This is a genomic window from Butyricimonas sp. Marseille-P3923, from assembly GCF_900184685.1.
Taxonomy (GTDB): Bacteria; Bacteroidota; Bacteroidia; order Bacteroidales; family Marinifilaceae; genus Butyricimonas; species Butyricimonas muris.
In genome coordinates this window covers 1,873,370-1,898,531 of sequence record NZ_FXXL01000007.1, presented here as the reverse complement: position 1 = coordinate 1,898,531, position 25,162 = coordinate 1,873,370, and the positions used below count along the sequence as shown (strand labels likewise).

Genomic DNA, 25,162 nt, shown 5'->3' with positions numbered 1-25,162 from the left:
CAGCGAAAAGGTAATCCCCCTACTCTCACTTTGATGCAGGTGCGAAAAATAATACAAAATTTAAGTCGTCTATTGGGACTACCCATGGAGAAGGCTGATGTATTAGTCGTGGATATCGCTGAAAATTTTGAGATGGAAAAGTCACCAGAACTTTATATTCAAAAGATGAAGACTTTAGACACGTACAGTACGAATAATTGGGAGGGTACTAAATATTTTTCAAAAAGAGGTACGGTATTACGCTTCTATGATAAAACGGATGAACTCCGGCAGAAGAATCATCATCGCCCCAAGCGAGAAAGATGTTCTCTGCCGGAGAGGGAGAAGAAAAATTTGTTAAGGTACGAGGTGCGGTTTGGTAAAAAGAAGATTCGACAAATGTTTGGTAGGGGGCTTAAAGCGTGTGATTTGTATAACAAAGATATTTATTGGGGGTTCGTGTCTGAATGGTTCGGGTGTTACGAGGATATAAAAAAAATACCAGATAGTGTCCTAAACATTACCTTTGAGCAAATAAAAACGCAGAGGGACATGGAAGATTGGTGTATTTGTCTTGCTAACACTTTTGTTAATATCCCTGAATTTATCAAGGGACAAGTATTCAAGCATAGAGAAAATCCACGGGAGGAAGACCGTCAATATCACAAGAGATTACAAGATCGTCTTCGGAATGCTCTTGCACGTTATCAAGATTACATGACGCCGTCTGACCTTATACCGGAACTCACGAAAAAGATTGAAGATTACCTAACGTGGATGTACGAGGAATCTTCGGATGCTTACGAGAAAACTTAGAGATTGTAAATAACCGGGCGGATTGCTTATTCAGAGAAGTGGTGTTGGTGGCTGTAGAGGGCTAAAAGAGGAATAGAGTTTAGGTGGGTGTGGGGTAATGAACGCTATGGTAATACGGGATGATACATTCTAGTAAATAGAATAAGGAGTGAAATAGAGCCGTACAGGGAATAACAGGATTACAACGATGTTGTTATTCCCTAATAAAAATGATTGTCTAATAGAGCCTAATAGAAGAATTATAGTAACAAGGAAATAAAGGGGGTGGATACTTTTATAGAGGGTGTCTAAAAAAGAAAGAGTAATGGGGATACAAGTCAATGAATGGTATAATAGGGTGATGAGGCGGGTAATGAGTGCCATGTTGTAAGTATAATAAGGAGTAGTAAGAGTTTCAAGTGTATGGTATACGGGAGATTAACGTGTTTATTGATAGCGGTTATGTTGGTGGGGGTATGGTGATAACGGGGTAGTAAGTAAAAGAATAAGTAAATAATTTGATAGCCTCATCGGAGTATTTTGCCTAAAATCTTGTTGAGTGTCAAGTTTTATATAAATTTGTTCCACGACACCCCAAAAACGTTTGTGAAACGTTGAAAATTAACTATATTTGTCGTGCTGATAAAGTAATTTATCGGTGACATACTGGTTATAGAAAGCGTTTAGCTTTATCCCGTTTTTAGAAATCTGGACAATTTCGAATCACACGGGGATTGGCGATACAAACGTTCATGCTTGCCGTATATATATATTCATTATATACATGGTTTGCGTGGGGTGTCGTTTTATCTCGTGTGATGGGTTTGTCCAGAACCTCTAAAACAGATAATCCTAACAGCCTCACGCTTTCTTTTTGTGTAAAATCCCGTTGGGGCTAGGGGGATAATATTTCGTGTTATGAGAAATCTTGCTCTAGTTATTATTGTTATGTTTTTATGTATGGTTGTTTCATGTGAAGAAAAAAAGCAATTAACAACAGAGAATCTGACGGCGTCGTCTGTGCAAATTATGAATAATTTTTATGATAAGTTAAGAGGGGGCGATATTAATTTGGAAGATACTTCAGAGAAGCTTTGTAAAGCTATGGGATTGAAGGAATCTGTAATAGAGATGGAAAGTGGAGATAAAGTGAAGAAATGGGAATATACTTTTAGTGATTCTTTGACTTTTGTATTTATAGTTGTTGATCGTGTTTGTTTAACGGGCGAAGATGTTTTAGGGGTCAATATTACTATTGTAAACCCTACTCATAGAGGACGAGTAATTCCAGTACAACTTTATAATAGTATAATGAAAAAGGCAGTAGAAACAGGTTTGTTATATGCAAGTGATCTCACGATGGTTGGGTGTCCCGGTTACATAGTTCAAAAAGAATATATGAATGGTATAGACATTTATATGTACCCTAAAAGTCATTATTGGGAAAAGAATAAAAAATAACGATCCCAATAAAACAATGAGAATATATTATAGATGATTTGTGAACGAAAAATCGAAAAGTATGAAAAATGTATGGTTGATTCTATTTATTATTACATTTACTTGTTGTAATTCTAGGCATAAAACTACGGATAATAATAAGACATCGAATGTTGACAAAGTTTTAAACGAGGATAAAACTTTGAGTAGTGACGATATAATGTTAGATAGTACTAATATCTATGTTTTTAAAAATAGCCAAGAAAAAGTAACAGGGATACTTAAAACCCAAATTCAAGAATTTTTCCATGATGACGAAATTATTCGCGAAACAATAATTAGAAATGGGGTTGCGTATAATGTTATAGATTATAGTAAAGAACATGTTTTAATTGGAGAATGTGATTTAAAACATGGAAAGCTTGAGGGGGAATATAGAATGTATTACCCTAGTAGAAAAATTAAAGCGAAGTTTTATTTAAAAGATGATAAACTTAATGGTCTTTTCCAGTCTTATGATAAATACAATGGACTGGAAACGGAAATGAACTATAAGGATGGAGTATTGGATGGAGTTGCTAAATATTATAGTAATGGTAAACAAACAAAAGAAATATTGTATGAAAATGGGAAAGAAGTAAAATCATATAAGTTTGACGTTAATGGAAATAAAATTGTTCCTATAATTGAATGTTTGGAATTGATTCAATATAAAACAGGGTACTACGAGTACGTTGATAATCGTCATAATCAAATTTTATATCAGCCTATGATTATTTTGAAATTTAAGAATATAACTGATAAACCTTTAAAGGAGGAAATAACAATAACGGGAATATTTACTTCTAATGATGAGGAATGGTCTAATGAAAGTTATTATTTTCAACGTACATGGGAAACGCCTTTGCAACCTAATATTTCTCGACAATTAAGTGTAAAAAGTGATGTTGGTTGGAAAAATCCAGCTGGTGTAGGGCAAGCAAATATAAAGTGTAAAATTTTGATTAATGGCAATGTTTATAAAACGATTAAAATTGCAAATAAATTTTTGTATTCCAACCGACTGTAAATGACCTTTTGGGGATCGTATGCATGAAAACTTTTATTCTAATAGGAGTTATATTTTAGGGGAAATGATATTTTAATATATTTCATGTCTTAAAAATTATAGAATAATAAGCTGAAGGATTACGGGTCTAATAGACAAAATAATGTTGTAGCTAGTAATATTACTAGCTACAATTTTTATTAGCTATACGAGGCTATTAGAAGACAAAAATGGGTACATGGCAGAGGTAGTTGCTCCTACTATGGTAAAAGAGAATATGTGTGGGTGTGATAAAGCGTGATTGATGTGTGTGTGGCGTGGGTATAATAAAAAGAGTTATAGCTACCCTGTAAAATTGAATAAAGCCGGGTAATAATTCCAATAAATGCCAAAAGATATCGTGTGGTGATTGGTATTGGTTCGTATTAAGTTACCCGAAAAGTTTAATGAATGTTTAATCGCAATAAAAAAGAGAGGTCTTTTAAACCTCTCTAATTGCCTGATGCTCAGTGGTCGGGATGACAGGATTTGAACCTGCGACAACACGCCCCCCAGACGTGGACTCTACCGGGCTGAGCTACATCCCGAATTCGGATGCAAATATAGTAAGAATTTTTGTAATGATGCACGTTGATGCGAAAAAAAATGTAAATATCGCTTATGGTGTAGGCTTTCAGAGAATTGCGGGGAGAAAAAAGAGTGGGGTGGAAAAGATTGGAGGTACAATTTTTTTTGGTAACTTTGCGAATCGTTACGTGGAATAGATACATTGTAAATTAATAAAAGGAATAATTTATGTCTACAGAAAATGCAATAGAAAGAGTTAAGTGTTTGATCATAGGTTCAGGACCTGCCGGATACACTGCCGCGATATATGCTTCAAGAGCTAATTTGAACCCGGTGCTTTACACGGGAATACAAATGGGTGGGCAGTTGACGACCACAACCGAAGTAGAAAACTTCCCGGGGTACCCGGAAGGTGTTACCGGACCGGTGATGATGGAGGATATGAGAAAACAAGCCGAGCGTTTCGGTACGGATATCCGTTTCGGTATCGTGAGTGATGTGGATTTTTCCGGGCATCCTCATAAAGTGACGGTTGACGGGGAAAAAGTAATCGAGGCTGATGCCGTGATTATCGCCACGGGTGCTACGGCTAAATATTTGGGATTGCCGTCGGAAGAAGCGTTCCGGGGAGCCGGGGTGAGCGCTTGTGCTACTTGTGACGGGTTTTTCTATCGCGGGAAAGATGTTGCAGTGGTAGGTGGTGGTGACACTGCTTGCGAGGAGGCTACTTATTTGGCCGGATTGTGTCGTAAGGTATATTTGATCGTTCGTAAGAATTACTTGAGAGCTTCAAAAGCTATGCAGGCACGTGTGTTTAACACTAAGAACATCGAAGTATTGTTCGAGCACAACACGTTGGAGTTACTCGGTTCTGATATGGGTGTAGAGGGAGCTCGTCTTGTGTACAAAAAAGGTACCCCGGAAGAGGCAACCAAAGAAATCAAAATCGACGGATTCTTTTTGGCTATCGGTCATACCCCGAACACGGATGTATTCAAGAAATTCATCGAGTTGGATGAACAAGGGTATATCATCACCGAGGGTAAGTCTTGCAAGACAAATGTTCCCGGGGTATTTGCTGCCGGTGACGTGATGGACCCGACGTATCGTCAAGGTATCGCTGCTGCCGGAACCGGTTGCCGTGCCGCTATTGACGTGGAACGTTATTTGGGCGAATTGAACGCGTGAATATTCTAACCATTGAATAGAATCGTCTTGTAATAAAATAGAAAAGCTGTTTGAAATAATATTCGAACAGCTTTTTTTTAATCCCCAATTGATTTCTGATGAAATACGGGATTGTTTTGATATTCCTTTAATATACAATTTACTTGATCGTGACCATTGTAGCCCCGTAACCGTATTGTTTGAAAGAGGCATCCTGATGGTTGAACCGTTTGTATTTGGTTTGCAGTTCCCAGAGAATGCGTTGTCTTAACACGCCGTCGCCTTTTCCGTGTATGAACACGATTTTCATACCCCGCCGCAGTTTATATTCTTCCAGTGTCTTGTGAAAAACGTCCATTTGGTACTCCAACATATCTTTATTATCCATTCCGGCAGTGGTTTCCAGTAACTGGCTAATGTGGAGGTCTACTTCAAGTATGTTGCCGACCATTTGTTTATGGGGACGTTCGTGTTGTTTGTCTTCCGGTTTTGGAGCGGCTTTCTCCAAGAATTGCTCCGGGATAACTTCCAGACCTTCTTCTTTAACAATGCTTTCTTTGTCAAGCGGGCGTAGCAAGGTGATCGTGTTGAACCAGCGGGTATGCTTGTATGCCCCCGTTTTGCAGAGGTTGGCGGGCACGATCTTGATTTGCGAGTCTATGGCGTTTCTCAACTGGTGAACACCCTTTTGATAAAAGACGGCTTGTACATGAATTCCTTTGATGTTGTCCAGTTCTTTCAATGAATAATTACCAATCAGGTAAGTGGTGTCCGGATTGCTGTTGCCTGCCGTGATACCGGTGTATTTTTCCCCGTCATGGAACGAAATGGAATACAAGCTTGTCTGCGTGGTATCGTTCACGAGATAAATGTCGAAACGGCTACCCGTGAGATCATTGAAGTTCTCGGGTACGAATGCAAGGTAGACTGTATCGGCTGATTGCATCACCACGTTTTTTTGTTTTACCGCGGGTGATTCGTTGATTTTGTTTACCGGGGCAGAATCCGTGTGTATCACGACAAGGTCATTGGTCGAGGCGGGTATCTCGAAACCATATTCGTCACAGAACACGTTTACCGTGTTATTATCTATGATGCCCGTTACTTTTCCTTCTAATTTTTCGGATATAAACCGAACGATATCTCCTATTCTTACATTCATGATATGTGCTTTTTTGTCCTACAAAAGTAGTGTTTTATCTCTTTATTACGAGATGTTGTAGTGAATGATTTGAAAGCGTATAGCAAAAAAATGCCTCAATTAATGGAAAAAACCATTGGAATGTATTAATTTAGCGAACTGATAAGTAGGCTATACGCTGAAAATCGGATGATAGCGGTACTAGTTTGTATGCCGTGTGGTTATTGAAATAATAGATAGTAAAATATAATTATAATGACATTACAAGAGTTTCAACAATCAATCCGGGAAGGTATCCCGGCGGAGTTACCGGCTCCCAAAACGTACGAGCCGGAGATCAACCATGCTCCCAAGCGGAAAGATATTCTCACGAAAGAAGAGAAAAAATTAGCGATTCGTAATGCCTTGCGGTATTTTGACCCGAAACATCACGCCGTGTTAGCCCCGGAATTTGCCGAGGAGTTGGAAAAATACGGGCGTATTTACATGTACCGTTTCCGTCCCGACTACAAAATGTTCGCTCGTAATATCAATGATTATCCGCACAAGAGTTTGCAAGCCGCGGGGATTATGTTGATGATGAGCAATAATTTGGATTATGCCGTGGCGCAACATCCTCACGAGTTGATTACTTACGGGGGGAATGGTGCCGTGTTCCAAAACTGGGCGCAGTATCGTCTGGCGATGAAGTATCTGTCGGAAATGACGGACGAGCAGACGCTGGTGTTGTATTCCGGTCATCCGATGGGATTGTATCCCTCTCACAAGGATGCTCCCCGTGTGGTTGTGACCAACGGTATGGTTATTCCGAACTATTCCAAACCGGATGATTGGGAACGTTTCAACGCTCTGGGAGTTTCTCAATACGGGCAGATGACTGCCGGTTCATTCATGTATATCGGACCGCAGGGTATCGTGCACGGTACGACGATCACGGTTTTGAATGCAGGTCGCAAGATTTCCAAGCATGGCGAGGGACTTGCCGGGAAATTGTTTATCACTGCCGGGTTGGGCGGTATGTCCGGGGCACAGCCGAAAGCCGGAAATATAGCCGGTTGCATCAGTATCACTGCCGAAATTAACCCGAAAGCGACACATACTCGCCATTCTCAAGGTTGGGTGGATGAGGTATTTGATGATTTGGATAAGTTGGTGGAGCGCGTGAAAGTTGCTCGCGAGAAGAAAGAAGTTGTTTCTATCGCTTTCCAAGGTAATATCGTGGATGTTTGGGAACATTTCGCGGAAGGAGATATTCCTGTCGAGTTAGGTTCCGACCAGACTTCTTTGCACAATCCTTGGGCGGGTGGGTATTATCCCGCGGGCGTTAGTTTCGAGGATGCCAATCGTATGATGGCGGAAGAACCCGAACTGTTTAAACAGAAGGTACAGGAATCTTTGCGTCGTCACGTGGCGGCTATCAATAAATGCGTGGCTCGTTTCAATACTTATTTCTTTGATTACGGGAACGCGTTCTTGTTGGAGTCTTCCCGCGCGGGTGCGGATATTTTGAAACCGAACGGTGATTTCAAATACCCGTCTTACGTGCAGGACATCATGGGACCAATGTGTTTCGATTACGGGTTCGGCCCGTTCCGTTGGGTATGTTCCAGTGGCGACCCGAAGGATTTGGCTAAGACCGACGAGATCGCGGCTCGTGTGTTGGAAGAGATCATGACTCATTCCCCGAAAGAGATACAACAACAGATGGCGGATAATATCCGTTGGATCAAGGCGGCGATGGAAAATCATTTGGTGGTCGGCTCTCAAGCCCGTATCCTGTACGCGGATGCGGAGGGACGTATCAAAATTGCCGAGGCTTTCAACAAGGCTATTGCTGCCGGTGAGATATCCGCTCCCGTGATTTTGGGACGAGACCATCATGACGTGTCCGGTACGGATTCTCCTTATCGCGAAACGTCCAATATATACGACGGTTCTCGTTTCACTGCCGATATGGCAATCCAGAACGTGATCGGGGATTCTTTCCGCGGTGCGACTTGGGTATCCATTCACAATGGTGGCGGTGTAGGTTGGGGAGAAGTGATTAACGGCGGTTTCGGGATGTTGTTGGATGGTTCTGCCGATAGCGACAGACGTCTGAAGAGCATGTTGTTCTGGGACGTGAATAACGGAATTTCTCGTCGTAGCTGGGCGCGTAACGAGGGTGCCGTGTTCGCTATCAAACGTGCGATGGAGGCAAATCCGAATCTGAAAGTGACGTTGCCGAACTACGCTGATGACCAGTTAATAGAATCGTTGTTTTAGTCATAATATTTTGATATCGACGGGGAATGCTTTTCACGGGCATTCCCCGTTTTGTTTTCAAGGGATAAGTACATGCAGAATAACCCCTTTTATACCCGATTTGCCGGGAATAGGTTTCTGGTTGCTTTTTTGTTGCTTGGGTGTGCGAATGGCATGCGAGTAGCGTGCCTGTTTACAATCTGTTAAAACGTGGGCGAAGTGTGGGTAGTGCGTGGGCGAATAGTAGGCGATGCCGCCTACAATCCGCCCAAAAGCCACTCTAAATCCGTCCGAAAAGGTAGGTCGTCCCTTGAAATAGGGTTGTTAATTCTCGTGTCGCTCTTTTATTTGAATAAGGCGGTGAACTTGGCGGGTACGGGAGTTTCAAAATTCATTTCTTTTCCGGTGACGGGGTGAATGAAATGGAGCTTGAAGGCGTGCAATGCCAAGCGGCGCAAAGGATTCTTCATGGCACCGTATTTTTTATCCCCGGTGACCGGATGTCCTATCTCCTGCATGTGTACTCTGATTTGGTTCTTGCGACCGGTTTCTAGATCCAATTCGACGAGCGAGAATTGCCTGTCGGATTTTAATACGGTGTAGTTCGTGATTGCCAGTTTGCCGTCTTTGGAGGAGTGAACGACAAAGGCTCGGTTTTCTGATATGTATGATTTTATTTGCCCGTGCTCTTGTCGCGGGCAGCCCTCGATGATAGCCACGTATTTTCGTTCCAGAATCATGTTATTCCAGTCTTTTTGTAGCTTTTCCTGTACTTTCGCGTTCTTTGCGAACATCATGATTCCGGATGTTTCTTTATCCAGACGGTGAAGGATGAAAATGTGGTTTCGGGGATTTTTGTTTTTCACATAATCGTTCAATATATGATACGCTGTTTTCGTCTTGTCCCGTTCCGTTCCCATGGAGAGCAGGCCGCTCGCTTTTTCAGCGACGATTAAATCATCATCTTCATGCAGGATGGTCAACATCGGGTGGTGGAAAGGGGCTGCCGTTTTGTTCATGCCGACGGTGACCGTATCGCCCGGATTCAGACGTGTGTCAAATTGTGTGGTCGGGCGGTTGTTCACTTGTACAAGTCTGTGAGCGAGTAGTGATTTCACGGTAGTTCTACTTTGGTCGTGCAGAGCTTGTAACAAGAAAGGCATGAGAGTATTCTCCTCTTTGACTTCGAAGCTTCTGCTTCGCGGGGCCGGGTAATGGGATTTCATATGTTTATTTTTTAGCCGTTAATCCGAAACAAAGGTAGTGAAATAAAGTGTTAATTTTTATATTTGCGGGAATAGACATGTTAATTCTTATTCTGTTGCGGAGATAGAGGCGATAATTTGTAACGCGGGCTTGGTCTTTGTTGTAAAAGAAAACCTAGGAATTTGTTCCATAAGTTATTAACAAACAAATGATCAGTTATGAGAAGAAAATTTTTGTTTTTATGCACATTCGTGAGTGTACTGGGTTTCTTGATGTCATGTAGTGATGATAAGAAAAAGCCGGATATTCCGCCAGTCCTTGAAGATGTTATCGGGGAGTATGCATCGGATAAGTTGAGCGTGAAGGTGGACGGGAAAGATGCGGATGCAAATGCAAAAATCCATGTTCTAAAGGAGGCGGACAACACGGTTTCTTTGAAATTGACGAATATTGTACCCGGTGTCGAAGAATTTATTATTCCTAATGCCCAATTTAACACGGCTAGCCGGAGTTCGTACGTTGCAACATTAAGTGGTAAGCATGCCGATAACGTGAGCGGTTACGAGGTGTCCGTGGATGGAACCGTGGATAACGATGTATTGACGGCAATCGTGTCGATAAAGGAGATAGCGGGAGAGTCCGTTGAGCCGGAACAATTTATCGGGGCTAGGTATAAGGGCGAGATGAAGATTACTGCCGGGAACTTGCCGGCACCGGTGACGATAGAGCAACAAGTGTATATCACGAAGACCGAGACGGAAGAACCGAATGTTTTCTGTTTGAATATTGATAATTTCGGGCTTGGGGAGGATCTGCAGTTGGGTGATATTAAGCTGGACGGAGTGACGCTCGTGAAGAGGGGTGACGTGTACGGATTCAGCGCGGAAGGATGCAAAATCGATTTGGATATCGTGGGAGAAGTGACATTGGACGTGAAGGGAGCTATCAATGGTTCCACGATGACGATGAATCTGGATATTGATGCCCTAGGGATGAAGGTAACAGTTGCTTTCACTGGAGAGTATTATTTCGGTTTTGATATGACGCAATGGGTGGACGTGACTTCGGGGAAATATACTTTCCAAGAACCGTTGTTTATGGCGACGTCGAATCAAGCGGGAGTATACCTTATGAATATGAAAAAGATCGATTCTTTCTTCGTGGTATATGACGAGGATGAAGGGGCTGCCAAGATTGACACGAAAGACACGGAAGGTTCAAGTTTGTTTGGAGTTGTTATTCCTAAATCAACAGCGGGAACGTTGTTTACCGGTTCTTTTGTTTTGAACGCCACGAACACGTTAAAGAGTACGCATTTCGGTGTGCCTTACCGGATGAAGCCGACGACGTTGAAAGTGACGTATAAATACACGGCAGGTGAAAAATTCTATGAAACGACTTCTACGGGAAGTGGTTTAAGTACAAAAGTTACAGTCACGGAGTTTCCGGATATAGTGGATAAATGTTCGATAGCCGCTTATTTGTTCGAGGTTGATTCGTATGATGATTATTTAGACGGTAATACGATTAAAGACCCGGATAGTAAGATAATTATGGTGGCTTCTTTGACAAGCGAGGGAGAGGCGAATTTTACCAGTAAGGAACTGAAGTTTGAAGAAACTGGTAAAGGTACGTATGATCCGAATAAAAAATATAAATTAGCCATTGTTTGTACTTCAAGTAGCGAAGGTGATGCTTATCGCGGGGCTCCGGGAAGTACGTTGTGGGTGAAGAATTTAGAGGTTCTTGGAGAATAAAATAATATTATAAAAAACTCCCGGTATCTGATAGGTGCCGGGAGTTTTATTTTATTCTATTATTTTAAATCTAAACCAATTCCAATACTTTCGGTAATAGACCAGTATTGAGGTAGGTATTGAATTAATAGTTTCGCTTGTGCATATTGGCTTGGCATAATTCCGGCTGTTGTTAGTATATCCCATATTTTTATTATATCAGCTGACGTGGGATCACTGGGGTCGCTTGGTTTTAGCAAAGGTTCCAGAGCCTCTTTGTCAAGATAGAGGCAGGTGTGATTTTCTTCTTGTTTTATGTTTAGAGGGAATCCGGTATTAACCCACTTGAGTAAAGTGTTGATGGATTCATCACTAATAGAACTGATGTCGATATTAGCAAACTGCTTTATGATGGTTTTGATAGTTGCAGCATCAGCTTGAAGTATAGTATTGATGATACTGGAAAGGTCAAAGCTACTTTCTGATAATGTTGAAGTTTGGTTATCAGCCATTGCTTGCGTGATAATATTGGCAATATTAAGTTTTACATAGACTTTCTCATCTTTCATGAACCAAAATGCGAGATTCAGGGGAGAATTAGTCCAATCGTTAGATGGTATAAGAGCCTTCACTTGTTCTGCGGTAGGAACTATTGCAAACCAAAGTGGTTTGAATGTTATTTCATTTGCTCCGGTGTAGTAACTTGCTAGAATATTACCGTCCGCATTGAATGTTATAGATTGTAATATCTGGGGTAAAATAATACTTCCTATTGCGCGGTACGATTTCCCGTAAGCAATTCCATATTCGTTATTTTCGTCTTGGGCAACCCAATCCACGTGTAGGGCTCCCGCCACGCAACTGGCTATAGTGTTTGATTTGCCATTCCATTGGTACGTGAGTTTGTCTTTCACGTAATCGGTTAAGGTGTATGTTTTGACTAAATTGGCAGGGTCTGTAAAGGAAACATTTAGATTAAGGGTTAATTCCCCTTTCTTTACTGACCCACTATAGGAAATATTGCCTTGTGATTCGATACTTCTACTTATAGAAGTAGAACCTTCGAACGTGTACATTTCGTTTCCCTCGATGAGTTGAATGTTACTGATTGTCATTTCCGTTTTGCCCGGAATGATATCTTTTAGAGTTAGTGTAGCTGTTTTATTATCTTGAGTGTTAAAGGTCACTTGTTTCCCTTGTAATTCAACTCCACTATAGGTCATTTTTAAAACGGATTCTCCGCTACCAAAGATTGTATTTATATCTGCGGGTGGAATTAGCGGTTTGTCGTCATCGTCGCTACAGGAATATAAGAATGTTATTCCTAGAAATAGTAATAAAAGAAATTTGTTTTTCATACTTCATTAAATATTAATTAGACATCTTTTTATAATCAAATTTGTGTAATATCAATAAACCTTCGTTTATTAATAGCGTATGAATAAATATTTTTCAAGTAAAATCAAAAAGAAGTATGGCACTATATGGCTATAATTTGTTGAATTTTTAAATTTTTAAAGAGGTGATAATTAAACATCTGTGAATCTTGAAGTGTTAAAATTGCAAATCACTTGTAACTTCTGATTAAAATTGCACGTTTTTTGCTGGGTAAATAGCTACGTGGCGTAATAAACGAAGGTTTGTTGATAGCACGTTTGGTTATAAAAAGATGTCTAATTAATATTTAATGAAGTATGAAAAATCGGTTTTTATGGTTGTTGATTTTAGGGATGGCATTATTTACTGCTTGTAGTGATGACGATGATGATAAGAAAGCAGTAACTTACAACGGAGAAAATTTATCTCTTTCTCTTGGTGATTTTGTTCTTTCGGGTAAAGAGGCTGTTTTGGATGGTGCAGTTTTGACAGTGAAAAAAGCATTGCCGGGAGAGGCTGAAACAGTGTTTGCAGTCACTCGTGCAGGGGATAAGATTATGGGTAATAATACTAATACAAATCGGGAAGTAACTCTTGATGGAACTATTAGCGGAGATAAGTTGAGTTTGAATTTGATAGCGAAGATGAAATCTTCAATGACGGCTAAATGGAGTGTTACTTCTTTAGTTTTTAATTTGGATACGGATCAAGAGTCCGTTGATTTTTTAGGAAGTCCGATGCCGATAGACGATTTTAAAGAATTTATTGGTAATATAGGACAGTTACTTCCGGTGATGTTGCCGCAGTTGACGTTAAAGGATGATGGTAATATTATTGCTCGATATGTGACAAATATAGATGAATTGTTAACTAGTGGAACTCCTATCTATGGAGATTCGCCTGAAGGAATGGCATTATATAATGTTGTTGATAATAAATTGTACATTGCTTTAAATATTAATGGAATTATTGCTGATGCAACTTCTCCTAAGCAATCTAATGTTGGGCGTGCAGAATCGGTGAATCCTTTGCTTCAATTGGCTGCTGCTGCAAATGAGGGATTACCTTTGTTGATGAGAAAGACAGATGATGGTGTTGATATATATGTAAATAAAGAAATGATGCTACCTGTCGTGAAAATGCTACCTTCTTTATTGGAAAGTTTTGGGGAACAGTTAGGAGAATACAAAGAACTTGCGACTTCAATGGTGACAATGATAGTAGATCTTATTGAGAATAGCAATGAAACCGAAATCGGTTTGCATCTAGTTCCTTATGTAGAAGAAGTTCCTGCACCAGCAGTAATGGTATTGCCTCAGTCAGTTGAAAAATTCATGCAGAAATTTGCGGAATAATTTTTAGTTCTTATATTTGCAGCACGAAAAAGACAAAAATATGAATAGTACGTTACATCATATGCATCATCATTGCCATCACTGTTTTCAGGTGAGATGATGCTGTTGTGCTGTAATTAGAGATAAAGAAAGTATAAACGAGCTCGCCTGAATCAGGCGGGCTCGTTTTGTTTTTTTCGATATCATACATAGCCTTTCCGGATTCAGAGCGACGATAAAATCAAATGAAGATGGTAAAATTGAAAGTCGCGATTCAGAAGTCAGGACGTTTGAACGAGGATTCCCTCGAATTGTTGAAAGAGTGTGGTATTTCCATTAATAACGGAAAAGAGCAGTTGATGGCACAGGCCTCTAATTTCCCGTTGGAGGTGCTTTATTTACGAAATTCGGATATCCCTCATTACGTGGAGGATGGGGTGGTTGACGTGGCGATTATCGGGGAGAACACGATAATAGAGAAACGGGCGAATGTATTGAAGTTGTTGGATTTGGGCTTTTCCGGGTGTCGGGTGTCGATAGCGATTCCGAAGTCGGAGGAGTTCACGGGATTGGAGTGGTTGCAGGGGAAGAAGATTGCGACGTCGTACCCGAATACATTGAATGATTTTTTACAGCAGAATAACATACAGGCAGAGACTCACGTGATTACAGGGTCGGTGGAGATTGCGCCGGGGATTGGGTTGGCGGATGCGATTTGTGATATCGTGAGTTCGGGGAGTACGCTTTTCAAAAACGGGTTGACGGAGGTTTACACGTTATTCAAGTCTACTGCTGTTTTGGTGGCGAACCCGAATTTGGACGAGGAGAAACGGACGTTGTTGGAGCAATTGATGTTTCGGATTAAAGCGGTGTTGGCGGCGAAATGTAACAAGTATATTTTGTTGAACGCTCCGGAGGATAAGTTGGAAGAGATTTGCAGGGTGTTACCGGGGGTGAAAAGTCCGACCGTGATGCCGTTGAGGATGAAGGGGTGGTACTCGCTTCATTCGGTGGTGAACGAGAATCGGTTTTGGGAGTCGATAGGAGCCTTGCGTGCCGCGGGAGCGGAGGGGATACTGGTGGTGCCGATTGAAAAAATGATAGAGTGATTTTAGATTTGATGATTTTAGATTTTAGATTCCAGCCGCACAAGCTGACGTTTTTTTGTAGTAAAATTAATGTAATGAGGTTATGAATAAGATATTATATCCGAAAAGAGAAGATTGGGCGAAGGTTTTGGAACGTCCGGTAAATAAGGGAGAGGATTTGGAAAAGGTGTGTCGGGCGGTGTTTGATGAGGTGGCTCGTGATGGGGATGAGGCGTTGAAGAAGTACACGTGGTATTTCGATAGGGTGAAGATGGCTGATTTTGAGGTAACGAACGAAGAGTTTGAAGCTGCTGACCGGGAGGTAGCCGTGGATTTGAAAGAGGCTATCGGTGTGGCGCAGGCGAATATAGAACGGTTTCACGAGGTGCAATTGCCGGGTATTAATGAATACGTGAATGCGAACGGTTTTCGTTGTTGGCAGGAGGCGAGAGCGATAGAGCGTGTGGGGTTGTATGTGCCGGGAGGAAGTGCGCCGTTGTTCTCGACCGTGTTGATGTTGGCTATACCTGCGCGTATTGCCGGGTGTCGGGAGGTTGTGATTTGTACGCCGCCGGGAGAGGATGGACGGGTGAATCCGGTGATTTTGTGGACGGCAAGGCTTTGTGGCGTGAGTCGGGTATATAAAGTTGGGGGGATTCAGGCGATTGCCGCTTTGACGTTGGGGACGGGGACGATACCTCGGGTAGATAAGATTTTCGGACCGGGCAATCGTTTCGTGACGGCGGCTAAACAAATGGTCGGGCGTTACGGGGTGGCGATTGATATGCCGGCTGGTCCGTCGGAATTAATGATTGTGGCGGATGAAACTGCCTGTCCCCGTTTTGTGGCGGCGGATTTGTTATCGCAGGCGGAACACGGCCCGGATAGTCAGGTGGTGCTTGTTACTTGCGTGGAGAGGTTGGTGGAAGAGGTGGAAAGAGAGTTGCGGGAGCAATTGGATAGATTGCCCCGTAAGGCGATAGCGGAGATGGCGTTGAAATGTTCGAAGTACGTGGTGTTGAACAGTCGGGAGGAGTGCGTGGAGATGGCGAATCTTTATGCCCCGGAACACTTGATGTTGTGTGTGGAGGATTACATGGCGTGGGTGCCGCGGATACGGAATGCTGGTTCTGTTTTCTTGGGAAATTATTCGACGGAGAGTGCGGGGGATTATGCTTCGGGGACGAATCACACGTTGCCGACGAACGGGTATGCACGGGCGTATAGCGGTGTCGGGGTAGATTCTTTTATGAAGAAGATTAGTTTTCAAGAGATTCGCCCGGAGGGATTGGCTTATCTGGGGAAGACGATAGAGATGATGGCTGATAACGAGAATTTGACGGCGCACGGGAATGCGGTAAGGGTTCGAGTTGAAAGTTTGTAAGGTTTATAAAGTTCATAAGGTTCATAAAGTTCATAAGATTTATGAGGTTTATGGGCTGTATGGGGACTTTGTTCTCGGCAGCGAGGCTGCCGGAATACTTTATAAACTTTACGAACATTATAAACTTTATAAACAAACATGAAAATGGAGTTTGAGAATTTGGTAAGAGAGAATATACGGGAACTGGAGGCGTACTCTTGTGCCCGCGGGGAGTTCGAGGGAGCGGGGGCGGTGTTGTTGGACGCGAATGAGAATCCGTTCGCGTCGGAATATAACCGTTATCCGGACCCGTATCAGCGGGAACTGAAACAGCAGATTGCCCGGTTGAAGGGGGGGGATGTGTCACGGTTGGTGTTGGGGAACGGGAGTGACGAGTTGATTGATATGTTGATACGGACGGTTTGTGTACCGGGACGGGATAATATAATCGTGTTTTCTCCGGGGTATTCGATGTACGAGGTGAGCGCCCGGGTGAATGGCACGGAGGTGCGGAACTTGGTGCTGGACGATGATTTTATGCCGGAATGGGAGCGTATCTTTGAGCGGGTGGATGAACGGACAAAGATTATTTTCTTTTGTACCCCGAATAATCCGGTGGGGAATGTCATTCCCTTGGATGAGATTCGGCGAGTTGCGTTGCGGTTTGACGGGTTGGTAGTGGTCGATGAGGCGTATATCGACTTCGCGGATGTGCCGTCGGCAACAAGTTTACGGGGAGAGTGCCCGAATGTCGTGGTGTTGCAGACGTTGTCGAAAGCGTGGGGACTGGCGGGATTGCGTGTAGGGATATGTATGGCGGAACCGGGATTGGTGAAGTATCTGAATAAGGTAAAGCCGCCTTATAATATCGGTTCGGTGACGCAACGAATGGCGTTGGAGGCGTTGAAGAACGTGGATTTGTTCCGGGAGAGAGTCGAGGAAATCAAACGGGAGAGGGAGCGGGTGTTTGTGGCATTGCGGGGTATGGCGTGTTTTGAGCGGGTGTATGATTCGGAGGCGAATTTCTTACTCGCGTGTACGCCTCGTTATCGGGAAGTGTATGATTATTTGTTGGCTCACGGGCTGGTTGTCCGGGTGCGGCATATTCCGCCCCGGTTGGAGGGGGGCTTACGCGTCACGATTGGGACGAGGGAGGAGAATGATTTATTGATTCGGGTATTAAAGGATTTTAGATGACAAGATGTATGAAGAAGATTTTGTTTATAGATAGGGATGGAACGATTATCAAGGAACCGCCCGGTGATTTTCAAGTGGATAATATGTCGAAATTGGAATTCGTGCCGGGAGTTATCGGGGCTTTGCGGGAGTTGGCGAGGGATACGGATTATCGGTTGGTTATGGTAAGTAACCAAGATGGCTTGGGGACGGAGCGTTTCCCGATGGAGGCTTTTTTGCCACCCCATGAGTTTATGTTACGGACGTTGGCGGGTGAAGGCGTGGTGTTTGACGAGATTCTTATTGACGAGAGTATGCCGGAAGAGGGCTCCCCTTGTCGAAAACCGGGAATTGGTATGGTGGAGAAGTATTTGGGTGATGGGTTGGAGCGAGAGTATTCTTACGTGATAGGGGATAGGGTGACGGATATGCAGTTGGCGAAAAACATGGGGATACGGGGAATTTATTTGGGCGAGGAGGTCCCGGAGGGGTTACCCGTGGCTTTGTGTACTGGTTCTTGGGGAAGGATTGTTCGTTTTTTGAAAAAAGGCAGCCGCCGGGCAGTAAAAGAAAGAAAGACCGCAGAAACGGACGTGAAGGTTGCGCTTGACCTGAATGGTTCGGGAGAAGGGGACGTACGGACGGGATTGGCTTTTTTCGACCATATGTTGGAACAGATTGCACGCCACGGGGAAATTGATTTGGTTGTTGCCGTGAAGGGGGACTTGCAGGTCGATGAACATCACACGATAGAGGATACGGCTATCGTGCTAGGGAGTTGTTTTGCCGAGGCGTTGGGGAGTAAGAAGGGGATTGGGCGGTACGGTTTTGCTTTACCCATGGATGAGGCGAAAGCGGAGGTGTTGCTTGATTTCGGGGGACGGGGGTGGTTGGAATGGAATGCGACGTTTACCCGGGAGTACGTGGGGGATTTCCCGACAGAGATGACCAAACACTTTTTCGCTTCCTTTTGCCAGACGGCAAAGTGTAACCTGCATGTGACGGCGAAGGGAGAGAATACACATCACACGATAGAGGCTATTTTTAAGGCTTTCGGGCGTTGCTTGCGTGTGGCGGTGGAACAGAAGGACGGGGGAGAGTTGCCATCGACGAAGAGTTTAATAGACTGATTAATTGATGATTTATGATTGAAGATTTTTGATTGAGGAATTTCTCAATTTTTCATGAACTAATATTTTAATCATAAATCGTAAATCTTAAATCTTAAATCTTAAATGGGAAAGGTTGTTATCATAGAATACGGTGCGGGAAATTTATTCTCGGTGGAAACGGCGGTGCGGCGGTTGGGATATGAGGTAGCGTGTAGTGCCGATGCGGAAGTGATACGGGCGGCGGATAAGGTTATATTCCCGGGGGTGGGGCAGGCTGCTGCCGCGATGCGGCAATTGAAAGAGGGTGGACTGGATACGGTAATATCATCATTGCGGGTACCGGTGCTGGGGATATGTTTGGGGATGCAATTGATGTGTGAGGCTTCGGACGAGGGGAACACGGACGGGTTGGGTATTTTTCCTGTACGGGTGCGGAAATTCGGGAGCGAGAGCAAGGTGCCGCACATGGGATGGAACGGGATTCGGGAGTTGAGGAGTCCGTTGTTTACGGGAGTGAACGAGGGCGAGAGGGTTTATTTCGTGCATTCCTATTATGTACCCGTGTGTGAAAATACGATTGCGGCGTGTGATTATCAGCGGGAATTTAGTGCCGCTATCCGGAAGGATAATTTCTGGGGATGTCAATTTCATCCGGAGAAGTCTGCTGAAACGGGGGTACGAATACTTGAGAACTTTTTAAAATGGTGAGTGATATGGAAAAGGAGATAACGATTATTCCGGCGATAGATATTATCGGGGGGAGGTGTGTGCGCTTGATGCAGGGAGATTATGACAGGAGTAAGGTTTATCATGATGACCCGTTGGAGGCTGCACGACGTTTTGAAGCGGCGGGAATGGAGAGGTTGCATCTCGTGGATTTGGACGGGGCGGCGGCTTCTCGTGTCGTGAATGTCGATGTGCTGGAAAGAATATGTAAGCATACACGTTTACGGGTGGATTTTAGTGGTGGGATAAAAGGGGAGGATGATATTTGCCGGGTGTTTGATGCCGGGGCTTCATTTGTTTGCTTGGGGAGTATGGCACAACAGGATAGACGGAAAACTACCCTGTGGTTGGAACGATACGGGCGGGAGCGGGTGATTGTAGGTGCGGATGTCCGCGGGGAGCGGGTGTATATCAACGGGTGGAAACGCGGAACGGAAACAACTGTATTTGAATTGGTAGAATGGTACCGTCCCATGTTGAAATATTTGATGTGCACGGATATAGAGCGGGACGGGATGTTGGCGGGTGTGGCATTGCCTTTGTACCGGGAGTTGGTGACCCGTTTCCCGGAATTGACGGTGATTGCTTCCGGGGGAGTGAGTTCAAAAGAAAACGTGAAGGCGTTGGCAGGTGCGGGTGTGACAGAGGTCATAGTGGGGAAAGCGTTGTATGAAGGGAAAATCTAATTAATTTATGATTTATGAATTACGATTTACGATTATTAGTTCGTGGGAAAAATCATAAATCGTGAATCATAAATCATAAATCTTAAATCTTAAATCTTAAATTGGTATGTTTTTAGCAAAGAGAATAATTCCCTGTCTGGATGTAAAAGACGGGAGGACGGTAAAAGGGGTGAATTTCGAGAATTTACGAGATGCGGGGGACATCGTGGAGCTGGCTGAGCGTTATTCGAAAGAGGGGGCGGATGAATTGGTGTTTTTGGATATAACGGCGAGTTGTGACAAGAGGAAGACGATGGCGGAATGGGTGGAACGAGTGGCTCGTGCGGTGAATATTCCTTTTACCGTGGGGGGAGGAATATCATCGGAAAAAGATGTCGAGGTGTTGTTGCGGAAAGGTGCGGATAAGGTGTCTGTAAATTCGAGTGTGTTGACTGAGCCCGGTTTAATTAATCGGTTATCGGAGGCATTCGGGCGACAGTGTGTGGTGGTGGCGATTGACGCGAAACAAGGGGCGGATGGTTGGCAGGTATATAGTCATGGCGGTCGTTTGGCGACGGAACGGGAGCTTTTCTCGTGGGCACGGGAGGCAGAGGAGAGGGGTGCGGGTGAGATTTTGTTCACGTCGATGGACCATGACGGGACACATCAAGGTTTTGCCTGCGATGCCGTGGCTCGACTGGGTGAAATGGTGCGGGTTCCGGTTATCGCATCCGGGGGAGCGGGGTGTATGGAGGATTTTTATGACGCGTTTGTTCGCGGGCAGGCGGATGCCGTGCTGGCGGCAGGGGTATTCCATTTCGGACAGGTCGGGATACCGGAGTTGAAGTGTTATTTGAAAGAGAAAGGAATTGTTGTACGTTAAAAATGAAAAGAGAGATGATAGCATTGGAAAAATTGAAATTTGATGTAAACGGGTTGATTCCGGCAATCGTGCAAGATGCTGAAACCCGGGTAGTATTGATGCAAGGGTACATGAACGCGGAGTCTGTTGCGAAAACGTTGGATTCGGGTAAAGTGTGTTTTTTCAGTCGTTCCCGTCAACGCTTGTGGACGAAGGGGGAGGAAAGTGGTAATTTTCTGCACGTGAAAGAGATACTCGCTGATTGTGATAATGACTCGTTGTTGGTGAAAGCGATACCTGCCGGACCTACTTGTCACACGGGGAGCGACACGTGTTGGGGCGAGGTCAACCGGGAGAGTGATTTTCTGCATTATTTGCAACAATATTTGCGAAAACGTAAAAATGATTCTCCGGAGGTATCGTACACGGCACGATTGATAGGCAAGGGTATTAACAAGGTCGCTCAAAAAGTGGGCGAGGAAGCCGTTGAACTGGTGATTGAAGCGAAGGATGACAACGAAGAATTGTTCTTGAACGAGGCGGCGGATTTGATGTATCACTATATTGTGTTGTTGATTGCCAAGGGGTACGGGTTGGAAGATGTGGAACGGGTGTTGAGGGGAAGACATACAGGGGCGTGAGTCCGGTTTGTTATATTCTGATTCGAACTTGGAAAGTAAAATCGAATAATTTGTTGTCGTCCACTTGTGTCAAAGAGGAGCTGATAATCGTTTTGTCCGGATAATAGATTACGCCGGCTTTGAGGTATAGCGTGACGCGGCGGACGGGTTTCCAATTCAGATTCAAGTAGGAACGTACGCCCCGTTCTTGGTATGCCGGGAAAGAATACCCGTAAAGTACGTTATGTTCATAGGCGTATACGCGGGCATTGTAGCTGTCTGTATCAAAGTATGCCAAACGAAACTGGGCTTTAACGTTTTCTTCGCGGGAAGTATAGGCAATGTCTTGATAAACGAGAAAACCGGACTCTTTTTTCTCTTGCTTCGCGTAGCGGACATAGGTGGCGCGGCTTTGTAGTTTCAAGCACTCTATGAAAGAGCAGGAGAATTGGAGTCTGTATTCTTGTTTTGTCCGGATGACGGAGATGATTTTTTCTGCTTTGTAATCTTCCGGTTTCCCCTCGTGTTTGAAACGCAGGTTACATTCCCAGCGGGGACGGGAGTAGGTGACTTCACCCGTGACCTCGTTTCCGGAACCGGGGAGTGTTGCTTGATAACGGGGTGCGAAGAAACGGAAATGGTCGTAGTACGCGTTAAGTTTCAAGTTGCGGAAAGGTGTACATTCCAGTCCCGCGTATATGCCTTCTTCGTTGGAGGTATTCGAGTATTCGGCGAATCCGCTGTTATAATGGGAGCGGAAGTCTTTATCGTATCGGCGATAAATGACGCTTAGTGCCGCGGGGCGGAAACCCGTGTAACGCAATCCGTTGATGGTTGCCCATGAGCCATTGTCGCCGCGGGCGATTTCCCCGAATAGAAAGCAGTGGCGGGCTCCCGTTTTATAGTCGATGCTGATGAGGGTGCGATGGCGTCCCCGGTCGTTGTATTGCTGGTAAGTGGATTTCCCGATGGTGAGAGCGGGGGTGAAATTGTAATATAGAATTTGTATCCCCGCTCGAAAGTAGCGGTGATTCAAGCGGGCGGAGAGTCCGGTCGTAAATTCTTTCAGCGTGTGTTTCTTCTCTGATTCCAGTGCGTTGCGGTGATAACCTGTTTGATAGAGTGTGGCTGTTCGTAAGGCTTCCGGGGTGAGGGTATCCGTGGCGAGCGGGTTGCCGTCGGTCTTTTTGTAGGAGATGAATATTTCTGTTGTCATATCCCGAAAAGGTTGTAGGCTGATGGCGCCACCCCGGAGAAAGCGATTCTCGTCGGTGGAGAAGTAGGGCATGATGCCGTTTCCTGATTTTTCGTTACTCAGTGAAGCGGATGATTTGCCGGTAGAGAATCCGCCCCACGCGATTAATCCTTGTCCCCATTGTATTTTATAATCTCCGACGCATATTTTTTGAATGGTATTACCGGGCGTGTAGCAGAGGTGGGCGGAGAGAAAGTCGAATCCGGTTTTCTGGTTTTTCGTGAAATAATTCTCTCCCGCGTCGTTTTCGAGGGTGATACCCCCTTGCCAGCGGTTTCCGGCGGTAGCTTTGTATTTTAACAAGGTGCTTACGGGCGGACCTTGGAAACGGTTTCTTTTTTTGGTGAGGTAATCTTTTTCATAAATGAATACATCTCGGCTGTATCGCTTGTAACCGGCTTGTTTCGGGCGTGTGGTTTTGACGCGAGCCAGTATCTCGTGGTGCAATCGGGGAAGGCGGGTTGTACCGGGAGTATAATCCCCGATGCGGATAAAGGGTTTGATATTTTCTAGATCTCTAGTGCCGAAACCTGTAACCAATAGAATCTCGTTCGGGTGCATGAAAGCACCATGCTTTTCCCGAAATTCCAGTAAATTGTCAATTTGTGCATCTGACAGGAAAAAGAGCATTTTCAGGCTATCGAAAGATGCGGAATTAATATTTATAGGGTTTGTGGATAGATTCAAAAGGGTTGCCACGATATCTTCATAATAAGATTCGGAAGCTTCCACGTCATTGTCTTGCAATAATTTCTCTATATCCGTGATTTCCTGCGAGTGAAGAATGGCAGGGAGCATGAATAGAAATATACAGAAAAGTACTGCTCTATACATCTTTGGAAGTTTAGGTTATTGGTATGAAAGACGGCTTTGGAGCCGCATATCCAAAGATATGAAATTTATAAGTTATAACTTATAAAAATGGGGAAAATGTGAATTTTATCAAGTACGATTAATAAGAGGATGTGGCAAAACACATCCTCTGGTCTGTAAGGTCTATAAAGTCCATCATGTCATAAAGTCAAGAGTATTTATGAACCGAAGGTTCGTCTTTTATAGACTAGAGGTGTGTAAAACACACCTCCTTAATTCGTCTTGTAATCGTATTTTACTTTTGCCAGTTCATTGTTGGCGTCAACGATTTTCTTTTTCAAGGATTCTTTGAAATCAACGATTTTCGCTTTTAATGCATTGTCACCCACGGCAAGAATCTGTGCTGCCAATATTCCGGCGTTCATGGCTCCGTTGATGGCTGTGGTGGCGACAGGGATGCCCGGGGGCATTTGGGCGATAGCCAAGAGGGCGTCCATACCGTCGAGGGAGGCATTGATGGGTACTCCGATAACGGGGACGGGAGTCATGGCGGCGATAACACCCGGCAGGTGTGCTGCCATTCCGGCTCCGGCGATGATAACTTCGATGCCCCGTTCGCGAGCGCCTTTGGCGAAGGCTTCCACTTCTGCCGGCGTGCGGTGAGCGGAAAGAGCATTGATTTCGAAAGGTATGCAAAAGTCATTCAATACTTTCGCGGCTTTTTCCATAACGGGTAGATCAGAAGTGCTACCCATGATAATACTTACTTTTGGATCCATATTTTTACCGGATTTTAAATTCAAAGTTGTACTTTTGCGCAAAGTTAAATAAAAAAACGAGTCCGAAGACGGAAAACAGTCATTCGGGAGAAATATTTGTGATATGAAAACAATCAGACTGCATGATCGGGATTTCCGGTTATTGATCGGGGCAGAGGAGATTGAGCAGGCGATAGACCGGGTTGCCCGACAAATGAATAAGGATTTGGCGGGGGAATCTCCCTTGTTTATTGGTGTTCTGAACGGGGCTTTTATGTTCGTGTCCGATTTGCTGAAGAAAATCACGGTGGAAGGGACAGAAATCAGTTTCGTGAAGATTGCCTCGTATGACGGGCTTGCTTCTTCCAGAAACGTGCAGAACTTGATAGGTTTGAAAGAAGATATTGCCGGACGTACTGTCGTGATTTTGGAAGATATGGTAGATTCGGGAGAGTCTATGGTATACTTGAAGCGTATGTTGGAGGAGAGGAACCCGAAACAAGTGAAGATCGCGGCTATGTTTTATAAGCCGGGGGCTTTGAGGTATGACTTGACTCTTGATTACACGTGCATTGCCTTGGGGAACGATTTTGTGGTCGGGCGAGGTTTGGATTACGATGGGTTGGGACGGAATCTACCGGACTTGTATACAATTGAAAGTTGAAAATTGAAAATTGAAAATGACGAGTG

Annotated in this window: 21 protein-coding genes and 1 tRNA gene; 16 read left to right on the top strand and 6 right to left on the bottom strand. The window is 44.0% G+C overall.

What is annotated here, in order from left to right; all coding sequences use genetic code 11:
- Nucleotides 1–84 precede the first annotated feature (84 nt).
- The 3 genes from CS948_RS19285 to CS948_RS19275 all read left to right on the top strand — a co-directional run bounded on the left by CS948_RS19285 (nt 85) and on the right by CS948_RS19275 (nt 3,283).
- Nucleotides 85–795 carry a phage/plasmid replication protein gene (locus tag CS948_RS19285; protein ID WP_255302082.1) on the top strand — a complete coding sequence of 237 codons (711 nt, stop codon included), beginning with the start codon at nt 85–87 and terminating at the stop codon, nt 793–795.
- Nucleotides 796–1,692: 897 nt separating this feature from the next.
- Entirely contained in the window at nt 1,693–2,235 is a 543-nt protein-coding gene (locus CS948_RS19280; protein ID WP_099293784.1) for a hypothetical protein, read from the top strand.
- A 61-nt stretch (nt 2,236–2,296) separates the two neighbouring features.
- Complete coding sequence (locus tag CS948_RS19275) at nt 2,297–3,283, top strand: toxin-antitoxin system YwqK family antitoxin (protein ID WP_099293782.1); 987 nt, start codon at nt 2,297–2,299, stop codon at nt 3,281–3,283.
- A 489-nt stretch (nt 3,284–3,772) separates the two neighbouring features.
- On the opposite strand, the gene CS948_RS19270 is transcribed toward CS948_RS19275, so the two are convergent.
- A tRNA-Pro gene (locus CS948_RS19270) sits at nt 3,773–3,849 on the bottom strand.
- Between the two features lie 208 nt (nt 3,850–4,057).
- Between CS948_RS19270 and trxB the strand changes: the two genes are divergently transcribed.
- Nucleotides 4,058–5,017 (top strand): thioredoxin-disulfide reductase, encoded by a 960-nt coding sequence (gene trxB, locus CS948_RS19265; RefSeq protein ID WP_099293780.1) that lies wholly within the window; start codon nt 4,058–4,060, stop codon nt 5,015–5,017.
- Between the two features lie 139 nt (nt 5,018–5,156).
- On the opposite strand, the gene CS948_RS19260 is transcribed toward trxB, so the two are convergent.
- Entirely contained in the window at nt 5,157–6,158 is a 1,002-nt protein-coding gene (locus tag CS948_RS19260) for a DUF2027 domain-containing protein (RefSeq protein WP_099293779.1), read from the bottom strand.
- A gap of 234 nt (nt 6,159–6,392) precedes the next feature.
- Between CS948_RS19260 and CS948_RS19255 the strand changes: the two genes are divergently transcribed.
- The gene (locus CS948_RS19255) at nt 6,393–8,402 is read left to right on the top strand and encodes a urocanate hydratase (RefSeq protein WP_099293778.1); all 2,010 of its coding nucleotides are present in this window, start codon (nt 6,393–6,395) and stop codon (nt 8,400–8,402) included.
- Nucleotides 8,403–8,725: 323 nt separating this feature from the next.
- On the opposite strand, the gene CS948_RS19250 is transcribed toward CS948_RS19255, so the two are convergent.
- Nucleotides 8,726–9,607, bottom strand: coding sequence for an RluA family pseudouridine synthase (locus tag CS948_RS19250; RefSeq protein WP_099293777.1), 882 nt, complete (start codon nt 9,605–9,607; stop codon nt 8,726–8,728).
- A 198-nt stretch (nt 9,608–9,805) separates the two neighbouring features.
- On the opposite strand from CS948_RS19250, the gene CS948_RS19245 reads away from it, so the two are divergent.
- A complete protein-coding gene (locus tag CS948_RS19245; protein WP_099293776.1) occupies nt 9,806–11,344 on the top strand; it encodes a PCMD domain-containing protein in 1,539 nt (512 codons plus the stop codon).
- 59 nt (nt 11,345–11,403) lie between these two features.
- Here the strand turns inward: CS948_RS19245 and CS948_RS19240 are convergent, their stop codons facing one another.
- Nucleotides 11,404–12,681 carry a DUF4925 domain-containing protein gene (locus CS948_RS19240; protein WP_099293775.1) on the bottom strand — a complete coding sequence of 426 codons (1,278 nt, stop codon included), beginning with the start codon at nt 12,679–12,681 and terminating at the stop codon, nt 11,404–11,406.
- A 336-nt stretch (nt 12,682–13,017) separates the two neighbouring features.
- Between CS948_RS19240 and CS948_RS19235 the strand changes: the two genes are divergently transcribed.
- The 9 genes from CS948_RS19235 to hisIE all read left to right on the top strand — a co-directional run bounded on the left by CS948_RS19235 (nt 13,018) and on the right by hisIE (nt 21,667).
- Nucleotides 13,018–14,055 carry a DUF4925 domain-containing protein gene (locus tag CS948_RS19235; RefSeq protein WP_099293774.1) on the top strand — a complete coding sequence of 346 codons (1,038 nt, stop codon included), beginning with the start codon at nt 13,018–13,020 and terminating at the stop codon, nt 14,053–14,055.
- Between the two features lie 230 nt (nt 14,056–14,285).
- Complete coding sequence (gene hisG, locus CS948_RS19230) at nt 14,286–15,143, top strand: ATP phosphoribosyltransferase (protein WP_099293773.1); 858 nt, start codon at nt 14,286–14,288, stop codon at nt 15,141–15,143.
- Nucleotides 15,144–15,225: 82 nt separating this feature from the next.
- Nucleotides 15,226–16,506, top strand: a complete 1,281-nt coding sequence (gene hisD / locus CS948_RS19225; RefSeq protein ID WP_099293772.1) for a histidinol dehydrogenase — start codon at nt 15,226–15,228, stop codon at nt 16,504–16,506.
- Between the two features lie 144 nt (nt 16,507–16,650).
- Nucleotides 16,651–17,682, top strand: a complete 1,032-nt coding sequence (gene hisC / locus CS948_RS19220) for a histidinol-phosphate transaminase (RefSeq protein ID WP_255302081.1) — start codon at nt 16,651–16,653, stop codon at nt 17,680–17,682.
- A gap of 8 nt (nt 17,683–17,690) precedes the next feature.
- On the top strand, nt 17,691–18,791 hold the full coding sequence (hisB, locus tag CS948_RS19215) for a bifunctional histidinol-phosphatase/imidazoleglycerol-phosphate dehydratase HisB (RefSeq protein ID WP_099294703.1): 1,101 nt from the start codon (nt 17,691–17,693) through the stop codon (nt 18,789–18,791).
- A gap of 105 nt (nt 18,792–18,896) precedes the next feature.
- Nucleotides 18,897–19,481, top strand: coding sequence for an imidazole glycerol phosphate synthase subunit HisH (hisH, locus tag CS948_RS19210; RefSeq protein WP_099293770.1), 585 nt, complete (start codon nt 18,897–18,899; stop codon nt 19,479–19,481).
- A 5-nt stretch (nt 19,482–19,486) separates the two neighbouring features.
- The gene (gene hisA, locus CS948_RS19205; RefSeq protein ID WP_255302080.1) at nt 19,487–20,185 is read left to right on the top strand and encodes a 1-(5-phosphoribosyl)-5-[(5-phosphoribosylamino)methylideneamino]imidazole-4-carboxamide isomerase; all 699 of its coding nucleotides are present in this window, start codon (nt 19,487–19,489) and stop codon (nt 20,183–20,185) included.
- 106 nt (nt 20,186–20,291) lie between these two features.
- Entirely contained in the window at nt 20,292–21,047 is a 756-nt protein-coding gene (gene hisF / locus CS948_RS19200) for an imidazole glycerol phosphate synthase subunit HisF (RefSeq protein WP_099293764.1), read from the top strand.
- Nucleotides 21,048–21,061: 14 nt separating this feature from the next.
- A complete protein-coding gene (hisIE, locus tag CS948_RS19195) occupies nt 21,062–21,667 on the top strand; it encodes a bifunctional phosphoribosyl-AMP cyclohydrolase/phosphoribosyl-ATP diphosphatase HisIE (protein ID WP_099294701.1) in 606 nt (201 codons plus the stop codon).
- Between the two features lie 10 nt (nt 21,668–21,677).
- Here the strand turns inward: hisIE and CS948_RS19190 are convergent, their stop codons facing one another.
- Nucleotides 21,678–23,735: a helix-hairpin-helix domain-containing protein gene (locus CS948_RS19190; protein WP_099293762.1), complete on the bottom strand. Its 2,058-nt coding sequence runs from the start codon at nt 23,733–23,735 to the stop codon at nt 21,678–21,680.
- Nucleotides 23,736–23,986: 251 nt separating this feature from the next.
- Nucleotides 23,987–24,493: a 5-(carboxyamino)imidazole ribonucleotide mutase gene (gene purE / locus CS948_RS19185; RefSeq protein WP_099293760.1), complete on the bottom strand. Its 507-nt coding sequence runs from the start codon at nt 24,491–24,493 to the stop codon at nt 23,987–23,989.
- A gap of 103 nt (nt 24,494–24,596) precedes the next feature.
- On the opposite strand from purE, the gene CS948_RS19180 reads away from it, so the two are divergent.
- Nucleotides 24,597–25,136: a phosphoribosyltransferase gene (locus CS948_RS19180; RefSeq protein ID WP_099293758.1), complete on the top strand. Its 540-nt coding sequence runs from the start codon at nt 24,597–24,599 to the stop codon at nt 25,134–25,136.
- Nucleotides 25,137–25,162 lie beyond the last annotated feature (26 nt).